This window comes from Saccharothrix stipae, from assembly GCF_054781895.1.
The window spans coordinates 609,340-626,497 of sequence record NZ_BAAGTN010000017.1 but is presented as its reverse complement, the minus strand read 5'-3'; the positions used below and the strand labels follow the sequence as shown (position 1 = coordinate 626,497).

The window sequence follows — 17,158 nt, the reverse complement described above, 5'->3', positions numbered from 1 at the left end:
AGTGCTCAACTTCATCTACTACCCGGTGTCCTTCATCCTGTGGTGTTGGCACTGGGTGTTCGGCCACGTCTTCGGCGAGTCGAGCGGGTTCGCGTGGGCCCTGGCGGTGGTGTTCCTGGTCTTCACGCTGCGCGCGATCCTGTTCAAGCCGTTCGTCGGCCAGGTCCGCTCGATGCGCAAGATGCAGGAGTTCGCGCCCGAGCTGCAGAAGATCAAGAAGAAGTACGGCAACGACAAGCAGCGCCAGGCACAGGAGATGCAGAAGCTCCAGTCGGAGCACGGCGTCAACCCGCTGGGCGGCTGCCTGCCGATGCTGGTGCAGATCCCGGTGTTCATCGGCCTGTTCCACGTGCTGCGCTCGTTCAAGCCCGGCTGGGGCGAGGTCTACTTCTTCGACGCCCAGGGCGTGGAGTCCTTCGTCAACGCGAAGCTGTTCGGCGCGAACCTCTCGACGTTCATCACGATGCCCGCGAACGAGCTCGCGGCGCTGGGCGACACCAGCCGCAACGCGGTGCTGCTGGTCTCCATCCCGTTGATGATCATCGCGTCGATCGCGACGCACTTCACCGCCCGCCACTCGGTGGCCCGGCAGACGCAGGCGGCGGCGGACAACCCGCAGACCGCGATCATGAACAAGCTGACGCTCTACATCTTCCCGATCGGCGTGCTCGTCGGTGGCCTCTTCTTCCCCATCGCGATCCTGCTCTACTGGCTGAGCAACAACGCGTGGACGCTGGGTCAGCAGTACGTCGTGTACCACCGCATCGACCGCGAGGAAGAGGCGAAGAAGGTCGAGGCGACCCAGCAGCGCTCGGCGCTCGCGCCGAAGCCGGGTGTGAAGCCCGCGACCAAGCCGAAGCCCGGTCAGAAGCCGCAGCCGCGCAAGCCCGCGGGCACGCAGCCTGCGGGCATCAAACCCGCGGGCACGCAGCCGGCGGGCATCACGCCCGCGGGCACCAAGCCCGCCGCCGACGCGCAGCCGGCGACGGACGGCGCCGAGTCCACCGGGACCGCGAAGCCGTCCACCGAGATTCCCGGTCTGAGCCCAGACCGATCCCCTGGCAAGAAGCAGGGCAACAAGAAGCGTCGTTGACCCTGGAGAGGAGACATCGTGTCGGAGACGTTGCAGGCGGCCGACGTGGACGCACCGGAGGCCGACGAGGTCCCGCCGGCGCGGTCGGGGAGTTCGGAGGACCTGCTCGTCCAGGAGGGCGACATCGCCGGGGACTACCTCGAGCGGCTGTTGGACCTGCTCGACTACGACGGCGACATCGACCTCGACGTCGAGGCGGGTCGGGCGATCGTGAGCATCGACGGCGGTGACGACCTGGAGAAGCTGGTCGGTCCCCGCGGCACGGTCCTGGAGTCGTTGCAGGAGCTGACCCGGCTCGCCGTCCAGCAGGAGACGGGCGTGCGCAGCCGCCTCATGCTGGACATCGCCGGGTGGCGCGCCGGACGACGTGCCGAACTCGCCGATCTCGGTCGGACGACGGCGGAGAAGGTGGTGGCGACCGGTGAGAAGGTGCGGCTGCACCCGATGACGCCGTTCGAGCGCAAGGTCGTGCACGACGCCGTCGCCGCCGTGGCGGGCGTGCACAGCGAGAGCGAGGGCGAGGAGCCGCAGCGCCGCGTGGTGGTGCTGCCCAAGCCCTGAACGGGCTCCACGTGGAACGGCCCCGGTCCCTGGTGGACCGGGGCCGTTCTGCTGCCCGCCGGGGTCAGCGGGCCAGCACGAGGTAGCGCTCGTCCTCGATCTCACGGCCCCACAGCGCCGGGTCGGTCAGCGGCCGGACGTCCCCCTCCCCCAGCAGCGCGACGCACTCGGCGGCGGTCAGCCCGGCGCCGGTCGACCATCGACCCTCGACCAGGACCAGGCGCCCGCCCGGCCGGAGCAGCGCCCGCCACCGGTCCAGCGCGGCGGCCGGGTCGGGCAGCGCCCACAGCACGTGGCGAACCAGCACCACGTCGAACGACGCCGGCGGGTACGGCGGGTCGGCGGCGTCGCCCTGGCGGAACTCCGCGCCGGGCACCTTCTCCCGGGCCGCGGCGAGCATCCGCTCGGACAGGTCGAGCCCGCGCACGTGGTGGCCCGCGTCGGTGAGCAACGCGGTGAGGCTGCCCGTGCCGCAGCCGAGGTCGACCACGGACGCGGGCGCGGGCGGCAGCAACGGCAGGAGCAGGTCGGCCCACGCCCGCCGGACGTCCGGGTCCCGCAGCCCGTGGTCCGCGTCCTCGTCGAACGTCGCCGCCCGGTCGTCCCAGAACCGCGACCGCGCGAACGTGGTCAGCCACGCGCGCTGCCGGTCGTTCTCGGGCACGTCACGCCCGCGTGCCTCGGCGATCGCCTGCCACGCCGCTTCGGGCGACGCGCCGTCCATCACCAGCAGCGCGCCGGCCACCAACGACGACCGGCCGATCCCGGCCCAGCAGTGCACCAGGACGTGCCGGCCGGCACGGAGGTCCTGGAGCACCGGCTCCAGCTGCAGCGCGGCTGCGGGCACGCCGAAGTCCGGGATCGGCACCCGGTGGAACGCCAGGCCGGCGTCACGTGCCGCGTCGGCCTCGTCCGCCAGGTCGAGCTCCGCGAGTTCGGTGTCGGTCAGCGCGCACACGACCACCTCCACGCCGGCGGCCGCCAGGTCGGCGAGGTGCTGGAGGCTGTGCGGGTGCCCCATGGTGCTCAGCACCCCCGGTCGGATCGTGTACATCGCCAATCCCTTCCCCTCGTCACGTTTCACGTGAAACCGTCGCGGCATGACTGAGATCATCCGGAAGTTCCGCGTCGCCGCCTACGCCGTGATCATCGAGGACGGCCGGTTGCTGCTCTCCCGGTGGCTGGGTCCGGACCGGCCGATGTGGATCCTGCCCGGCGGCGGGCTGGACCACGGTGAGGACCCGTACGACGCGGTGGTCCGCGAGGTGTTCGAGGAGACCGGCTACCGCGCCGAGGTCGACCGGTTGCTCGGCATCCAGAACGTCCGCGGGCCGATGGTCCGCGATCAGGTCGAGGTCGACTACCACCGGATCCGGATCATGTACGAGGCGCACGTCGTGGGCGGCGAGCTCACCTACGAGGTGGGCGGCAGCACGGACCAGGCGGCGTGGTTCCCGCTCGACGAGGTGCCGAGTCTGGATCACGTCGAGTCGGTCGACTACGCATTGGAACTCCTCCGCGTGCTGCCGAAGGACGGTCGGATCGCCAGTTTCACGTGAAACACGCGGATCTGGTCACTTCGATTTGGCGTGTCGCCGGGGTGATCCGTCATAGTGGGGACCGGCACATCTCGTGGGGCTCACCGCCTCTTCGACGAGACGCCCAACCCCATCGCCCACACCCGGCCGCCGCCGGCGTCCGGTGTGGTTTCACGTGAAACGTCCCGGACGGAGTCATGGCCGCAGAGGTGGAAGACCGCGCGAAGAAGGTCTTCGGTGACCACTACGACAAGGCGGTCGCCTTCACGGCACTGCTCACCGAGCACGGCGTCGAGCGCGGGCTCATCGGTCCTCGGGAGGTCGACCGGCTCTGGGAGCGCCACATCCTGAATTCGGCCGTCGTCGCGGAGTTGCTTCCCGAAGGTGCACGGGTCGTGGACGTAGGCTCGGGCGCGGGCCTGCCGGGCATCCCCCTGGCGATCGCACGGCCGGACCTCGACCTCACGCTCCTGGAGCCGATGGCACGCCGCGTGGCGTGGCTGACCGAATGCGTCGAAGCTCTCGACCTGAAGGTCACCGTCCTGCGCGGGCGGGCCGAGGAGGGGCCGGTGGTCGACCAGCTGTCCGACAGCGACGTCGTGACCGCTCGCGCGGTGGCTCCGTTGGAACGGCTGACGCGGTGGTGCCTGCCGCTGCTGCGTCCCGGTGGACGTCTGGTTGCTCTCAAGGGCGAGAGCGCCGCGGAAGAACTGGAACGCGACGCCGAGGCGGTGCGCCGGGCCGGAGGGATCCGACCGCGCGTCATCACCTGCGGTGGCGAAGTACTCGAACTGCCGACGACCGTCGTGCTCGTGGAGCGCGACGAGCAGGCGAGCCGCCGTGAAGGCGGGCGTCGCAGAAGGAAGGATCGGTGAACGTGTACCCCGACCCCCTGCAACCGGTGTTCCAAGCGGCCGGTGTTTCACGTGAAACCGAGCCCGAAGGTGTGGTGGGCGCCGGCGAAGTGCTCCGTCCCGCGCTTGACCCGAACTTGGCAAACAACGTGGAACCGGCAGGAGACAGCACCGTGTGGACCCCCATCGCGGAAGAAGCGGCACGCGCCACCCGCGTCCTGCACCCCGACTCCCTCCAACTCCCCCGCCCGGACCGCCGCCGCGTCATGGTGGTCGCCAACCAGAAGGGCGGCGTGGGCAAGACCACTAGCACGGTGAACCTGGCCGCCGCGCTCGCCATCCACGGGCTCAAGGTCCTCGTCATCGACCTCGACCCGCAGGGCAACGCGAGCACCGCGCTGGCCGTCGAGCACCGCTCCGGCACGCCGTCGGTGTACGAGGTGCTGATCGGTGAGATCTCCGTCGCCGAGGCGGCTCAGGTCAGCAACCAGTCCCCCAACCTGTACTGCGTGCCCGCCACGATCGACCTGGCGGGCGCGGAGATCGAGTTGGTCTCGATGGTCGCTCGCGAGTCGCGGTTGAAGGAGGCGCTCAGCCCCGAGGCGCTGGACCCGATCCAGCCCGACTACGTGTTCATCGACTGCCCGCCGTCGCTCGGCCTGCTGACCGTCAACGCGATGGTCGCCGCGCAGGAAGTGCTGATCCCGATCCAGTGCGAGTACTACGCGCTGGAAGGTCTGGGGCAGCTGCTGCGCAACATCGAACTGGTGCAGGCGCACCTGAACCCGACGCTGAACGTGTCCACCATCCTGCTCACCATGTACGACGGCCGCACGAAGCTGGCCGACCAGGTGACCAGCGAGGTGCGCGGTCACTTCGGCGACACGGTCCTCAAAACGGTGATCCCGCGCAGCGTGAAGGTCTCCGAGGCACCAGGATTCGGTCAGACGGTGCTCACCTACGATCCCGGCTCACGGGGCGCGATGAGCTACCTCGACGCGGCACGGGAGATCGCCGAGTTCGGCGCGGAGATGGGGTCGGCATGACGGAACAGCGCAAGGGTGGCCTCGGCCGCGGGCTCGCGGCCCTGATCCCCAGCGGCCCGCCTCCGGGCACACCGGCGGCGTCGCCGGCCCGGTCGGTGGCCAACGGGTCGTCCGCCCCTGCGCCCTCCTCCTCGGCGCCGACCGGGGAGGTGGCCGGCGCGGTGTACCAGGAGCTGCCGGTCAACTCGATCCGCACGAACTCCAAGCAGCCGCGCCAGGTCTTCGACGAGGAAGCGCTGCGGGAGCTGGAGCACTCGATCCGCGAGTTCGGGCTGATGCAGCCGATCGTGGTGCGCGCGATCGGGCCCGACCTCTACGAGCTCGTCATGGGCGAGCGGCGGTGGCGGGCGACCCAGCTGGCGGGGCTGAAGACGATCCCGGCCATCGTGCGGCACACCGCCGACGACGTGATGCTGCGCGACGCGCTGCTGGAGAACATCCACCGCGTCCAGCTGAACCCGTTGGAAGAGGCGTCGGCCTACCAGCAGCTGCTGGAGGAGTTCGGCGTGACGCACGAGGAGCTGGCCGACCGGATCGGGCGCAGCCGGCCCGTGGTCACCAACACGATCCGGTTGTTGAAGCTGCCGCTGCCCGTGCAGCGGCGGGTGGCCGCGGGCGTGCTGTCGGCCGGTCACGCGCGCGCGTTGCTGGGGATCGAGGATCCCGGCGTGCAGGAGGAGCTGGCCACCCGGATCGTCGCGGAGGGGATGTCGGTCCGGGCGACCGAGGAAGCGGTGACGCTGGCCAAGGGCGCCGAGCCGGCGAAGGCGAAGGCCGCCCGGCGCAAGCCGATCCAGGCGCCCGGCCTGCAGGAGCTGGCGGAGCGGCTGTCGGACAACTTCGACACCCGGGTGAAGGTCGAACTGGGGCAGCGGAAGGGCCGGATCGTGGTCGAGTTCGGGTCGGTGGACGACCTCGAACGGATCATCCAGCTCATGTCGCCGGAAGCGGCGCAGCGAGGACGCGCGGCGGAGTAGCGGCGGCGTCGACCACCTGACGTCCCAGCGGACGCACGTGGTCGACGCCCGGCTAGCGGTTCACGGTCGCCCAGACGATCCCGGTCACGGTCACGCGCTTGCGGTCCGCGCCCGGATCGGGCATCTCGTCCACGCGGAGCAGCCCGCGCCGGCCGCTGACGGCGCGCAGGCACACGAAGCTGCCCTTCCGCACCTGCTGCCACGTCAGCGAGCCGGCCCAGTCGGCCTGGTCCCGGCAGCGCTCGAAGCTCTTCGGCTCGCCCTCGCCGACCAACGCGAAGCCGGTGCCGTCCCGGCCGATGATCCCGGACTCGCTGAAGGAGATGTCGCTGCGGGTGCCGTCCGCCGAACCACCCCACCCGCTGGACGTGCCCCACCGGTGGTGGGAGTCGAAGATCAACCCGTACCGGTCGAGCTCGATCTCGGCCACGCCGCTGCTGTAGACCTCCTCGCGCGAGGGCGCGAACTCGCCGAGTCCCGCCGCGGTCGTCGTGGCGGGCCCCGCCGAGGTGGTCGTGCTGGAGGTGGTGGACCCGGTCGTTGTGGTCGTCGCGCTCGGCGTCGGACCGACCGAGGAGCGGAGGGCGTCGAGCTGCCGGTCCCGCTCCCCCACCGCCAGCACCGCGTACCAGGTGACCAGACCGAGGCTCGCCGCGGTCAGCGCCGCGAACACCGGGTCCAGCCGGCCGCGGGCGAACGCCACCACCCCGCGCCACAGGAGCGCGGACAGGCTCGCCAGCAACACGGCGAGCACGAGCTTGCGACCCAGGTCCCCGGCCGGCAGCAGGAACGCCGCCACGCTGAAAGCCGCGCCGAAGATCCCCGCGAACGTCACCAAACCGGCCGTCACGTTGGGCCGCGAACGGTCGCTGTCGTCCGTTTCCACCCCGCACCACCGCCGCTCCGGCCGCTTGATGACCACGATAGCGATGAGCCCCAAAAATCGGACAAATGGGATTCGTTTTGCCCGCAAGGGATCACCCCGGGGTCTTATGTCACGGTGACGATAACGGCCCGTGTCCAATTGGACACGGGCCGTTATCGTTCAGTGAGAGGGTCTAACGGGATACCGCTCGCTCGACGAGGCCGGCGTAGATCTCGCCGAGGGACTTGCCGGCGGCCTCGACGGCCATCGGCAGCAGCGAGGTCTCGGTCAAGCCGGGCGAGACGTTCACTTCGAGGAAGTGGACCGTGCCGTCCGCGGCGACGATCGCGTCGGTGCGCGACACGTCCCGCAGACCGAGGAGGCGGTGGGCGGAGACGGCGAGCTCGCCGACCGCCTGCGCGGCCTTCTCGTCCAGGCGGGCCGGGGCGTGGAAGTCCGTGAGGCCCGCCGTGTACCGGGCGGTGTAGTCGTAGACGCCGTTCTCCGGGACGATCTCGACCGGCGGCAGGGCGTACGGCCCGTCCGGCCCGTCGACCACGGCCACGGCGACCTCGACCCCCTCGACGAACCGCTCGGCGAGCACGGTGTCGCCGTACGCCAGGCAGCCGACCATCGCGGTCGGCAGTTCGGCCGCGTCCCGCACGACCTGGGCGCCCAGTGCCGAGCCGCCCTGGTCCGGCTTGAGCATCAGCGGCAGGCCCAGCCGATCGACCATGGCGTCCAGCACCGGTTGGGCGCCCAGCTCGCGGAACGTGGCGTGGGGCAGCACGGCCCACTCGGGGGTGGTCAGGCCGGCCCGGGCCAGCTCGCCCTTGGCGGTCGGCTTGTCCCAGGCACGGCGGCAGGCACGCGAGTCGGTGCCGACGAACGGGACGCCCATCAGCTCCAGGATCGTCTGCACCGACCCGTTCTCACCCTCGCCGCCGTGCAGCGCGACCACGACGGCGTCCGGCCGGTGTTCCTTGAGACGGGTGAGCAGGTTGCCGTCGGCGTCCCACTCCTCCACGACCAGACCGACCCCGCGCAACGCCGCGGACAGCCTGCGACCGGATCGCAAGGACACCTCCCGCTCGTGCGAAAGGCCCCCGGACAGGACTGCGACCCAGCGGTTGGACAACTCTCTACTCCTGATCAAGCGGTGTCGGGCGACGGGCTGTTCGTGCCCGAGAACGGGTTACCCGTGACGGCGCGGCCCACGGTGGGACCGAACGTCTCGTGCAGCTCGATCTCGTCCTTGACGACGTTCGCGAGCCGCCGCACGCCCTCGCGGATGCGTTCGGGCGTCGGGTAGCAGTACGAGATGCGCAGCTGTCGGCTGCCGAGGCCGTCGGCGTAGAAGCCGGTGCCCGAGGCGTACGCGACGCGCTGGGTGATCGCCCGCGGGAGCATCGCCTTCGTGTCGATGCCCTCGGGCACGGTCACCCAGACGTAGAAGCCGCCGTTCGGCTTGTTCCACGTGGAACCAACCGGCATGTGCTGTTCGAGCGCGGAGATCGCCGCGTCACGGCGTTCCTGGTAGGCCTCGCGGTAGGTCTTGATCTGGCCCTTCCAGTCGTGCGTGGTCAGGTACCGCGACACGATCAGCTGGTTGAGCGTCGGCGGGCACAGGGTCGCGGACTCGGCGGCCAGCACGAGCTTCTCGCGCACCGCGTGCGGCGCGAGGACCCAGCCGACGCGCAGGCCGGCGGCGAAGGTCTTGGAGAACGAGCCCAGGTAGACCACGTTGTCCGGGTCGGTCGACCGCAGCGCCGGGTAGGTGACGCCGTCGAAGCCCAGCAGGCCGTACGGGTTGTCCTCGACCACGAGGATGCCGTGGGTGCGGCAGATGTCGAGGACCTCGGCCCGGCGCTGGACGGCGAGCGTCACGCCGGCCGGGTTGTGGAAGTTCGGGATCGTGTAGAGGAACTTGATGCGCCTGCCGGACCGCTCGACGGCGGCGACGGCCTCGCGCAGCGCCTCCGGCATGAGGCCGTCGGCGTCCATGCCCACGTGCACGACCTGGGCCTGGTAGGCGGTGAAGGAGCCCAGCGCGCCCACGTAGGACGGGCCCTCGGCCAGCACGACGTCACCGGGGTCGCAGAAGATCCGGGTGACCATGTCCAGGCCCATCTGGGAGCCGACGGTCACCACGACGTCGTCCGGGTGGGCGTTGATGCCCTCCAGCGCCATGACGTCGCAGATCTGCTCACGCAGCTCGGGCACGCCGTGCGCGCTGCCGTACTGGAGCGCGACGAGGCCTTCCGTGGCCACCACATCGGCCACTTCCGCGCTGAGGGAGTCCAGCGGCAGTGCTGCCAGGTGGGGCATCCCTCCCGCCAGGGACACCACCTCAGGCCTGCTCGCCACCGCGAAGAGCGCCCGGATCTCCGATGCCGTCATGCCCGCCGTGCGCGCCGCGTACCGGCGCAGGTGGGGGTCGAGGCTTCTGGCTCCCTGCTTGGGAGGCTGTCCGGGTAGGTTCACGGGAAACTCCGTAGGTGGGGCGTTACCGGCGGGTTTGTTCCCGCCCGAGTGTAACGGCCGTCCCGTTCGGGGCATCTGCCTTCCGGGCGGGGGTCACATCCGCCTATCCTCGTGGGGGGACGTGTTCGGGGGCTTGGAGGTCGGGGTGTCGCGTCGTGTCGTGGGCGTCACCTTGGACAACCTGGAGAACCTCTCCAAGCACACTCGGACCTGCGTGTTCTGGGAGCTCGCGCCGCACCTGAAGGAGCAGGCCGAGGAGTTCGGGGACACCGAGTTCGAGAAGGAGGCCTGGGTCTCCAGCGTGCTGTTGGAGTGGGGTTCCTGCGGTCGGATCATCTACGCCGACGGGATTCCCGCCGGCTCGGTGTTCTACGCACCGCCCGCGGCCGTGCCGAGGTCGTTGGCGTTCCCCACCTCCCCCGCCAGCCCCGACGCCGTGTTGATGACCGGCCTCGAGGTGCTGCCGGAGTTCCGCGGTGGCGGTCTGGGCCGGGTGCTCGTGCAGACGGTGGCCAAGGACCTCACCCGGCGCGGGGTCAAGGCGATCGAGGCGTTCGGCGACAACCGGCCGGAGGTCGACGGGCCGAGCTGCGTCACGCCGGCCGACTTCCTTCTCCAAGTGGGCTTCAAGACCGTGCGCCCGCACCCCCGCTGGCCGCGGTTGCGGCTTGAGCTGCGCAGCGCGTCCTCCTGGAAGGAAGACGTGGAGGCGGCGCTGGAGCGGTTGCTCAGCTCGGTGACCGTGTCCACGGCGGCAGCGGCCGAGCCCAGTCTCAAGCCTGTCTGACACCCGCTTCGACCTGCGGGTTCTTCACTGCGGGTTGACATGCAGGTATTTGCCTGCATAACGTGCGGTGTGGACAAGGTGTTCAAAGCCCTGGCCGACGAGACGCGCCGCTTCCTGCTGGACCGGCTGCACGAGGAGAACGGCCAGACCCTCGGCGAGCTGTGCGCGCGGCTGGGCATGACCCGGCAGTCCGTCACCCAGCACCTGGCCGTGCTGGAGGCGGCGAACCTGGTCACCACCGTGCGCCGCGGTCGGGAGAAGCTCCACTACCTCAACCCGGTGCCGCTGCACGAGGTGCAGGAGCGGTGGATCGACAAGTTCGAGCGGCCGCGGCTGCGGCTGCTCAGCGACGTGAAACGACGAGCGGAGGAACCGGTGAAGCCGGAGTTCGTGTACGTGACGTACATCGAGAGCACGCCCGAACGGGTGTGGCAGGCCCTGACCGACGCCGAGGTGACGGCCGAGTACTGGGGCCACCGCAACGTGTCGGACTGGCAGGTCGGGTCCACCTGGGCGCACCGGCGCACGGACGGGTCGGACGTCGACGACGTGGTGGGCCACGTCGTCGAGGCCGAGCCGCCGAGCCGCCTGGTGACCACGTGGGCCGACCCGGCCGAGCCGTCGGTGACGTCGACCGTGACGTTCCGGATCGAGGCCTACGGCGAGATCGTGCGGCTGACCGTCACGCACACCGGCCTGGCCGACGAGGCCGACCGCGCGGGTGCGGCGTCGGGCTGGGCGGCCGTGCTGTCGAACCTGAAGTCGTTGCTGGAGACCGGTCACGTGCTGCCGGGCATCCCGTGGGAGATGCCGGCCCGCTAGTAGCGGTCGACGTCGCAGCTCTCCAGCGTGCCGCCCTGGAACAGGTCGAGCGCCTGCTCGCTGACCACGAGCTGCCCCTGGTCGGTGACGCCGAGGTCGTCGACGCCCGCCTGGCCGGTCACCTCCAGCCAGTGGAAGGTCGGCAGCTCCGTGCCCTCCAGCATCTCCTGCGCCTCGTCGGAGAGGGTCACCGTGGCGCGCCGGATGCGGAACGCGTCCAGGCCGCTGTCGACCAGCGTGTCGGCCAGGTCGTCCGTGACCAGGTACACCGGGAACGCTTCGACCAGGTCGTCACCCGACCAGTCGGTGATCTCGTAGTGCACCGCTTCGATGCGCGGTGGGTGCGCCGCGGCGTCGATCACCGTGCCCTCGCCCAACACACCGGCGACCTCGGGTTCGAGGCGGTAGAACTCCATCGTGCTCCTCACCGGGCGGCGCCGGCCAATAAGATCGACTCGTGGACGTGGGGGTGGAGATCCAGGGCAAAATACTCGCGATCATCGAGGGATCGCGGGACTTCGAGAAGATTCGCACACTGCTCGACGGGTGGCAGGCCGAGGGCATCCCGCGCGGGCACCTGGTGGACGAGCTCACCGACCTGATGCTGGACCTGCGGGCCCAGAACCGCGCGGACGACGAGGACGCCGTCGCCGAGGTGCTGGACGTGCTGACGGGCTGGTAGGCCCCGTCCCGGCTCCGCGACGGGGCCGGGACGGCCGCCGGTGTCGGCGAGCTAGCGGATCTTGCCGGTGGCGACCTCGTGCCGCAGCAGGTCGTCCATGGTGAACGTGCCGGTCGGCTGGTCGTCCTTGCCCAGCAGGTACAGGCGCTTCACCGCGACCAGGATGCCCTCGGCCACGACGTCGCGGAACGACGGGTTCGCCAGCCGCTGCCGGTCGCCCGCGTTGGTCAGGTAGCCGACCTCGACCCGGACCGCCGTGCAGCGGGTCATCCGCAGCATGTCCCACGTCTTGGGGTGCGTGCGGCAGTCCAGCATCCCGGTCCGCGCCACGATCTCCCGCTGGATGAACCCGGCCAGCGCCTCGCCGACCGTGGACGACGTGCCGTTGCCCGTGCCGAAGTGGAACGTCGCCACACCGCTGGCCAGCGGTGACGCGTTGCGGTCGGCGTGCAGCGAGAGGATCAGGTCGGCGCCCGCCTCGTTGGCGAAGCGCGCCCGCTCACCCTCGTCCGGGTTGTGGTTCGGCCCGCGCGTGAGCAGGGCCTCCATGCCGGTGGCGGCCATCTTGCCCTCGAGCAGCCTGGCCAGGTCGAGCATGACGTCGGCCTCGGACACGCCGTCGACCACGACGCCGCGGTCCGCGCCACCGTGACCGGGGTCGATGATGATCCGCTTGCCGGACAGCCGCGGCCCGGCCCGGCGGACCCGCTCCTGCTCGCGCAGGAACACCGGCCGCCCGCCGCGCACCTTGGGCTGCAACTGGCGCAGCGCGCGGACCGTGTCCGGACCGCACATGCCGTCGACGATCAAGCCGTAGTCGCGCTGGAAGCTCCGCAACGCCAGTTCGGTCTGCTGACCGAACTCGCCGTTGGCCCGCCCGGCGTCGTAACCCAGCTCCAGCAGGCGCTCCTGCAACGCGGACACGTCGTCACCGGTCACCGGCTGCGCGATGAGGAACGCGAGCGGGCGGTCGCCGAGTCGGTAGGTCGCGTCGCGCAGCGCGCGGTACGTGGCCGGGCCGACGATGCCGTCGGTGATGAGACCCCGCTGCTGCTGGAACGCGCGCACAGCGTGCTCGACCGGCAGGTCGAACACCTGGGACGGCTGCGGATCGGACAGCAGACCGAGCTTCGTCAGCGTTGCCCTGACCTCGGCGACGTCCGGACCGAAGTCCCCGCGGCGGAGTAGCAGCATGCACCCCTCGCTCACTCAGGCGCCGACATCCGTCGACGCGACCTTGACGCCCTATTGTGCCTTGCTCCGGCCGACACCACGGACGGGGCTACTGCGAGTGGTCACGAGTCCACAAACGGGTGACCCGTCCGTCTCTGCGGAAGACGGACGGGTCACCCGTTCAGGTTGCGCTCAGAGCACGTCGGACAGGTCCTTGAGCAGCGCGGCCTTCGGCTTGGCGCCGACGATCTGCTTCACCGGCTTCCCGCCCTGGAACAGGATCATGGTGGGCACGGACATGATCTGGTAGTCCCGCGCGATCGACGGGTTCGCGTCGATGTCGAGCTTCGCGACGGTGATCTTCTCGGAGTGCTCGGCGGCGATCTCCTCGAGCACCGGGGCGACCATCTTGCACGGGCCGCACCAGGTGGCCCAGAAGTCGACCAGCACCGGCTTCTCGCTGGTGAGGACGTCGTCGGTGAAGGTCTGCGCGGACGTGACCACGGTGGAGCCTGCCATGTTGTATCTCCCTTGCGGAAAGTGGGTTCAGCTGGTGGAGACGGGCTCGCCGTAACCGCCGCCGACGTGCTCGGCGGAGACGGCGGCCTCCGTGGTCCCGTGCTCGGCGAGCCAGCGCTCCGCGTCGATCGCGGCGGCGCAGCCCGAACCGGCGGCGGTGATCGCCTGGCGGTAGGTGTGGTCGACGAGGTCGCCCGCGGCGAACACGCCGTCCACGTTCGTGTGGGTGGTCCGGCCGACGACCTGGACGTAGCCCTCGCCGTCCACCTCGACCTGACCCTTGACCAGTTCGCTGCGCGGGTCGTGGCCGATGGCGACGAAGAAGCCGGTGAACGGGTGCTCGGTCACCTCACCGGTGCGGGTGTCGCGGGTCTTCACCCCGGACACCGAACCCGAGGCCTGGCCCAGCACCTCGACCACCTCGGCGTTGAGCAGCCACCTGATCTTCTCGTTGTTCCGCGCGCGCTCCAGCATGATCTTGGAGGCGCGGAACTCCTCGCGGCGGTGGATGATCGTGACGGTCCGGGCGAACTTGGTCAGGAACGTCGCCTCCTCCATCGCCGAGTCGCCGCCGCCGATCACCGCGATGTCCTGGTCGCGGAAGAAGAAGCCGTCGCAGGTGGCGCAGGCCGACACACCGCGACCGAGCAGCTCCTGCTCGCCGGGGACGTGCAGGTAGCGCGCCGCCGCGCCCATCGCGAGCACGACCGCGCGGGCGGCGTACCGGGTGCCGTTCGCGGTGACGTACTTCACCGGGCCGTCGAGCTCCAGGGCGTCGACGTCCTCCGCGCGCAGCTCGGCGCCGAAGCGCTTGGCCTGCTCCCGCATCTGCTCCATGAGGTCGGGGCCCATGATGCCGTCGCGGAAACCGGGGTAGTTCTCGACTTCGGTCGTGGTCATCAGCGCGCCGCCGTACTGCGAGCCCTCGAACACCAGCGGTTCGAGCTGGGCACGCGCCGCGTAGACCGCCGCGGTGTACCCGGCGGGCCCCGATCCCACGACGATCAGGTTCCGAACGTCCGACACCCTCGACCTCCGTTAGTCGCTCCCGGACCTGGATCACCCGGCCCGGCTCTTCGCACAACGGATCGTAGGGTGCGGTAATTCCGCGCGTTCGCGGTGAGTTCGGCTACACGGCGCGGCTACGGCTCGATGGTGCTGTTCGCCAGCACGCCGTCGGGGTTGTCCGGGCCGCAGGTCTGGGGGTCGACCACCACGATGCGGTACGCGCCGGGCGTGCCGCCGGGCAGGATCGCCATCACGGCGGGCTTGTCGTCCAACGTGATGGGGCTGACACCGAGGGGCTTGCCCGCCGTGATGTTCGCGCCGCGCAGGCAGTCGGCCAGCTGGTCCTGGTTCTCCAGCGGGCCGTAGTTCTGCGCCTTGAGCACGTCGCCGAACACCGGGCCGAAGTTCTCGCCGCGCACCGCGGGCATCTTGTCGCTACCGGGCGGCAACGCGGTCGCGCTGACCGGCGTGTTCGTGGTCTTGTCCTGCTGCGCCACGCCACCGTCGCCCGCGGTGTTGTCCCGGGGGATCGCCACCACCGCGACGCCGACGGCGACCGCGGCCGCCGCGAGCAGCCCCGCGCCCCAGCCGAGTCGCTTGGCGCGGCGCGCCTTGGCCTGCGCGAAGTCGATCACCGGGGCGGTCGGTCGCGCCTCGTCGGCGAGGGCCGCGTCGATCCGCTCGGCCACGTGGCGCGGCATCGGGATCGGCGGCAGGTCGCGCAGGTCGTCGAGCGTCGCGTCGAGGGCGGCGAGGATCTCGCGGGCCTCGGGGTCGTTCTCGACCAGCGGCCGCAGCTCGGCCTCGGTCCGCGGGTCCAGAGCCCCCGCGTGCAGATCAGCCAGCAGGTCGACGGACCACGGCGGCCCTGAACGCCGCGCATTGCCGGTCATCGTTCCTCCAACTGACGTCCCTGTTGCACCTGCACATCGTTCACTGGGACGTTCGCATCTGCACTCTGGTTCCGGAGGTGTCCCAGAACTTTGGCGAGCTTGGCCCGCCCGCGGGCGCACCTGGACTTGACGGTGCCCTCCGCGATGCCCAGGAGCTGCGCCGTCTCGGCCACCGAGTAGCCCTCCACGTCGACCAGCACGATCGGGGCGCGCTGCTCCTCGGGCAGCTCGTTGAGGGCGGCCTGGACCACCAGGCGGGTCTCGCGCTCGGCCATCGCGTCGCGGGGCGCCACCGGCTCGCCGGGGCCCGCCTCGGGCAGGGGGACGGTCGGCCTGGTCTGACGCCTGCGCATCCGGTCGAGGCAGGCGTTGACGACTATTCGGTGCAGCCAGGTGGTGACCTGCGACTCGGCCCGGAAGCTCGCCGCCGCGCGGAAGGCCGAGATGAACGCCTCCTGCAACGCGTCCGCGGCTTCTTCCGGATCGCGCAGCGTGCGCAGCGCGACGGCCCACATGCGATCCCGGTGCCTGCGCACGAGCTCGGAGAAGGCGTGCGGGTCACCCGCGGCGTGCGCCGCGATGAGGTCTGCGTCCGAGCTGGCTGCGGCGGTCACGCCGGGAGCCTATCGGGCTCGGGCAACCCCACTGCTCTTCCCCTGTACGGGCGAGTGCCGACGCTCCGGCACTCGCCCGCCGCGACCGCGCGTCACAAGTTCACCCATTCGACGAGCTGGACGACGACGCCGTTCGGGTCGGTCACCTGGAACAGGCGCTCACCCCACGGTTCCTCGCGCAGCGGCATGGTGATCTCGACGCCCGCCGCGCGCAGCCGGTCGTGCTCGGCGGTCAGGTCGGCGACCGTGAAGGCGACGATCAGCCCGGCGGCGTGCTGGTCGCGGAAGCCCTCGGGCAGCACCTCGGTGCCCCGGCGCAGCAGCACCAGGTCGACCGCGTCCTCGTGGCCCAGCGACGCGAACCCGTCGGCCGCCATCTGCTCGGTGTAGCCGAAGTGGGTGGTGAAGAAGGTGCTGGACGCGGTGACGTCGTCGACGTTGAGCGACAGCGTGGACTTGGTGATCAAGCGGTCTCCTCGGAGCGGGGTCGGGTGGAGCGGGGTCGAGCAGCGACGTTCTTGCTACGAGTGCAATTATACATTCGTACTACCTAACGTCAAGAGGAAGTTTGCCACCGACGTAAAACTCTGCCAGGGTGGCGCCATGACCAGCACGAATACCGGCCTGCGCGAGCAGAAGAAGCAGGAGACCCGGCAGGCGATCTCCGACCACGCCACCCGGTTGTTCATCGAGCGCGGGTTCGAGGAGACGACGATCGCCGACATCGCCGAGGCGGCGCGGGTGGCCAAGAAGACCGTCACCAACTACTTCGCGCGCAAGGAGGACCTGGCCCTCGACCAGCACGAGGAGTTCACCGCCGGCCTCGCCCGCACGGTCGCCGCCCGGGCCGTCGGCGAATCGGCGCTGGCCGCGCTGCGCAGGGCGTTCCTGGAGGCCGCGGCCGCGCACGACCCGGTGATCGGGTTCTCCGGCCTGCCGTTCGCCCGGATGGTCGTGGACAGCCCCACCCTCACCGCGCGCCTGCGCGAACTGCACGAGGCGCGCGAGGAAGCCCTGGCCGCCGCCCTCGCCGCCGAGACCGCCGCCGAGCCCGACGACATCACGCCCGGGGCGGTCGCCACCCAACTCGGGGGCGCGCACCGGCTGCTGTTCGGCGAAGTGCTGCGGCTGACCGTGCAGGGGCTCGACAACGCCACCATCGCGGCCACCGTCACGCGGTCCGCGCACCGCGTCTTCGACCTGCTCGAACCGGCGCTGGGCGGCTACGCGACCCGCGCCTGA

Annotated in this window: 21 protein-coding genes; 10 read left to right on the top strand and 11 right to left on the bottom strand. The window is 70.7% G+C overall.

The annotated features are described in order from the left end of the window. Window position 1: 1 nt before the first annotated feature. Both yidC and ACYVLT_RS31030 read left to right on the top strand, forming a co-directional pair. Window positions 2-1,093: a membrane protein insertase YidC gene (yidC, locus tag ACYVLT_RS31035; RefSeq protein WP_461123707.1), complete on the top strand. Its 1,092-nt coding sequence runs from the start codon at window positions 2-4 to the stop codon at window positions 1,091-1,093. Between the two features lie 18 nt (window positions 1,094-1,111). Continuing rightward, window positions 1,112-1,654: a Jag family protein gene (locus tag ACYVLT_RS31030; RefSeq protein WP_073897791.1), complete on the top strand. Its 543-nt coding sequence runs from the start codon at window positions 1,112-1,114 to the stop codon at window positions 1,652-1,654. Window positions 1,655-1,718: 64 nt separating this feature from the next. Here ACYVLT_RS31030 and ACYVLT_RS31025 read toward each other — a convergent pair whose 3' ends face one another. Beyond that, window positions 1,719-2,708, bottom strand: coding sequence for a methyltransferase domain-containing protein (locus ACYVLT_RS31025; protein ID WP_461123706.1), 990 nt, complete (start codon window positions 2,706-2,708; stop codon window positions 1,719-1,721). Between the two features lie 46 nt (window positions 2,709-2,754). Here ACYVLT_RS31025 and ACYVLT_RS31020 point away from each other — a divergent pair, with 46 nt between their 5' ends. From ACYVLT_RS31020 to ACYVLT_RS31005, 4 genes are all read left to right on the top strand, one after another. Beyond that, entirely contained in the window at window positions 2,755-3,213 is a 459-nt protein-coding gene (locus tag ACYVLT_RS31020; RefSeq protein ID WP_461123705.1) for an NUDIX hydrolase, read from the top strand. A gap of 176 nt (window positions 3,214-3,389) precedes the next feature. Beyond that, on the top strand, window positions 3,390-4,067 hold the full coding sequence (gene rsmG / locus ACYVLT_RS31015; protein WP_461123704.1) for a 16S rRNA (guanine(527)-N(7))-methyltransferase RsmG: 678 nt from the start codon (window positions 3,390-3,392) through the stop codon (window positions 4,065-4,067). Between the two features lie 116 nt (window positions 4,068-4,183). Continuing rightward, entirely contained in the window at window positions 4,184-5,092 is a 909-nt protein-coding gene (locus ACYVLT_RS31010) for a ParA family protein (RefSeq protein ID WP_461123703.1), read from the top strand. Beyond that, a complete protein-coding gene (locus tag ACYVLT_RS31005; RefSeq protein WP_461123702.1) occupies window positions 5,089-6,069 on the top strand; it encodes a ParB/RepB/Spo0J family partition protein in 981 nt (326 codons plus the stop codon). The genes ACYVLT_RS31010 and ACYVLT_RS31005 overlap by 4 nt, the downstream gene beginning before the upstream one ends. A gap of 52 nt (window positions 6,070-6,121) precedes the next feature. On the opposite strand, the gene ACYVLT_RS31000 is transcribed toward ACYVLT_RS31005, so the two are convergent. The 3 genes from ACYVLT_RS31000 to ACYVLT_RS30990 all read right to left on the bottom strand — a co-directional run bounded on the left by ACYVLT_RS31000 (window position 6,122) and on the right by ACYVLT_RS30990 (window position 9,418). Further along, window positions 6,122-6,991 carry a hypothetical protein gene (locus tag ACYVLT_RS31000; protein ID WP_461123701.1) on the bottom strand — a complete coding sequence of 290 codons (870 nt, stop codon included), beginning with the start codon at window positions 6,989-6,991 and terminating at the stop codon, window positions 6,122-6,124. 136 nt (window positions 6,992-7,127) lie between these two features. Further along, entirely contained in the window at window positions 7,128-8,072 is a 945-nt protein-coding gene (locus ACYVLT_RS30995) for a D-alanine--D-alanine ligase family protein (protein WP_461123700.1), read from the bottom strand. Window positions 8,073-8,086: 14 nt separating this feature from the next. Then, window positions 8,087-9,418 carry an aminotransferase-like domain-containing protein gene (locus ACYVLT_RS30990; RefSeq protein ID WP_461123699.1) on the bottom strand — a complete coding sequence of 444 codons (1,332 nt, stop codon included), beginning with the start codon at window positions 9,416-9,418 and terminating at the stop codon, window positions 8,087-8,089. Window positions 9,419-9,563: 145 nt separating this feature from the next. Here ACYVLT_RS30990 and ACYVLT_RS30985 point away from each other — a divergent pair, with 145 nt between their 5' ends. Next, complete coding sequence (locus tag ACYVLT_RS30985; protein WP_461123698.1) at window positions 9,564-10,205, top strand: GNAT family N-acetyltransferase; 642 nt, start codon at window positions 9,564-9,566, stop codon at window positions 10,203-10,205. A gap of 69 nt (window positions 10,206-10,274) precedes the next feature. Further along, entirely contained in the window at window positions 10,275-11,027 is a 753-nt protein-coding gene (locus tag ACYVLT_RS30980) for an ArsR/SmtB family transcription factor (RefSeq protein WP_461123697.1), read from the top strand. Here ACYVLT_RS30980 and ACYVLT_RS30975 read toward each other — a convergent pair. Continuing rightward, window positions 11,024-11,443: a hypothetical protein gene (locus tag ACYVLT_RS30975; protein WP_360448604.1), complete on the bottom strand. Its 420-nt coding sequence runs from the start codon at window positions 11,441-11,443 to the stop codon at window positions 11,024-11,026. The genes ACYVLT_RS30980 and ACYVLT_RS30975 overlap by 4 nt on opposite strands. A 41-nt stretch (window positions 11,444-11,484) precedes the next feature. Between ACYVLT_RS30975 and ACYVLT_RS30970 the strand changes: the two genes are divergently transcribed. After that, a complete protein-coding gene (locus ACYVLT_RS30970) occupies window positions 11,485-11,709 on the top strand; it encodes a hypothetical protein (protein WP_461123696.1) in 225 nt (74 codons plus the stop codon). A gap of 51 nt (window positions 11,710-11,760) precedes the next feature. On the opposite strand, the gene ACYVLT_RS30965 is transcribed toward ACYVLT_RS30970, so the two are convergent. The 6 genes from ACYVLT_RS30965 to ACYVLT_RS30940 all read right to left on the bottom strand — a co-directional run bounded on the left by ACYVLT_RS30965 (window position 11,761) and on the right by ACYVLT_RS30940 (window position 16,383). After that, entirely contained in the window at window positions 11,761-12,903 is a 1,143-nt protein-coding gene (locus tag ACYVLT_RS30965; RefSeq protein WP_461123695.1) for an N-acetylmuramoyl-L-alanine amidase, read from the bottom strand. Between the two features lie 171 nt (window positions 12,904-13,074). Next, entirely contained in the window at window positions 13,075-13,401 is a 327-nt protein-coding gene (gene trxA, locus ACYVLT_RS30960) for a thioredoxin (RefSeq protein WP_360448613.1), read from the bottom strand. A gap of 27 nt (window positions 13,402-13,428) precedes the next feature. Then, window positions 13,429-14,427: a thioredoxin-disulfide reductase gene (gene trxB / locus ACYVLT_RS30955; protein WP_461123694.1), complete on the bottom strand. Its 999-nt coding sequence runs from the start codon at window positions 14,425-14,427 to the stop codon at window positions 13,429-13,431. 116 nt (window positions 14,428-14,543) lie between these two features. Further along, window positions 14,544-15,302: a hypothetical protein gene (locus ACYVLT_RS30950; RefSeq protein ID WP_461123693.1), complete on the bottom strand. Its 759-nt coding sequence runs from the start codon at window positions 15,300-15,302 to the stop codon at window positions 14,544-14,546. Then, window positions 15,299-15,916: an RNA polymerase sigma factor SigM gene (gene sigM / locus ACYVLT_RS30945; RefSeq protein ID WP_077010621.1), complete on the bottom strand. Its 618-nt coding sequence runs from the start codon at window positions 15,914-15,916 to the stop codon at window positions 15,299-15,301. The genes ACYVLT_RS30950 and sigM overlap by 4 nt, the downstream gene beginning before the upstream one ends. Before the next feature lie 92 nt (window positions 15,917-16,008). Further along, window positions 16,009-16,383 (bottom strand): VOC family protein, encoded by a 375-nt coding sequence (locus ACYVLT_RS30940; protein WP_461123692.1) that lies wholly within the window; start codon window positions 16,381-16,383, stop codon window positions 16,009-16,011. A 136-nt stretch (window positions 16,384-16,519) separates the two neighbouring features. Between ACYVLT_RS30940 and ACYVLT_RS30935 the strand changes: the two genes are divergently transcribed. Then, on the top strand, window positions 16,520-17,158 hold the full coding sequence (locus ACYVLT_RS30935) for a TetR/AcrR family transcriptional regulator (RefSeq protein ID WP_461123691.1): 639 nt from the start codon (window positions 16,520-16,522) through the stop codon (window positions 17,156-17,158).

Bases quoted from the DNA above. Each gene is read 5' to 3' on its own strand.
- ACYVLT_RS31025 (WP_461123706.1), bottom strand. From the start codon at position 2,708: ATGTACACGATCCGACCGGGGGTGCTGAGCACCATGGGGCACCCGCAC.
- ACYVLT_RS31020 (WP_461123705.1), top strand. From the start codon at position 2,755: ATGACTGAGATCATCCGGAAGTTCCGCGTCGCCGCCTACGCCGTGATC.
- rsmG (WP_461123704.1), top strand. From the start codon at position 3,390: ATGGCCGCAGAGGTGGAAGACCGCGCGAAGAAGGTCTTCGGTGACCAC.
- ACYVLT_RS31005 (WP_461123702.1), top strand. From the start codon at position 5,089: ATGACGGAACAGCGCAAGGGTGGCCTCGGCCGCGGGCTCGCGGCCCTG.
- ACYVLT_RS30975 (WP_360448604.1), bottom strand. From the start codon at position 11,443: ATGGAGTTCTACCGCCTCGAACCCGAGGTCGCCGGTGTGTTGGGCGAG.
- ACYVLT_RS30965 (WP_461123695.1), bottom strand. From the start codon at position 12,903: ATGCTGCTACTCCGCCGCGGGGACTTCGGTCCGGACGTCGCCGAGGTC.
- trxA (WP_360448613.1), bottom strand. From the start codon at position 13,401: ATGGCAGGCTCCACCGTGGTCACGTCCGCGCAGACCTTCACCGACGAC.
- ACYVLT_RS30950 (WP_461123693.1), bottom strand. From the start codon at position 15,302: ATGACCGGCAATGCGCGGCGTTCAGGGCCGCCGTGGTCCGTCGACCTG.
- ACYVLT_RS30935 (WP_461123691.1), top strand. From the start codon at position 16,520: ATGACCAGCACGAATACCGGCCTGCGCGAGCAGAAGAAGCAGGAGACC.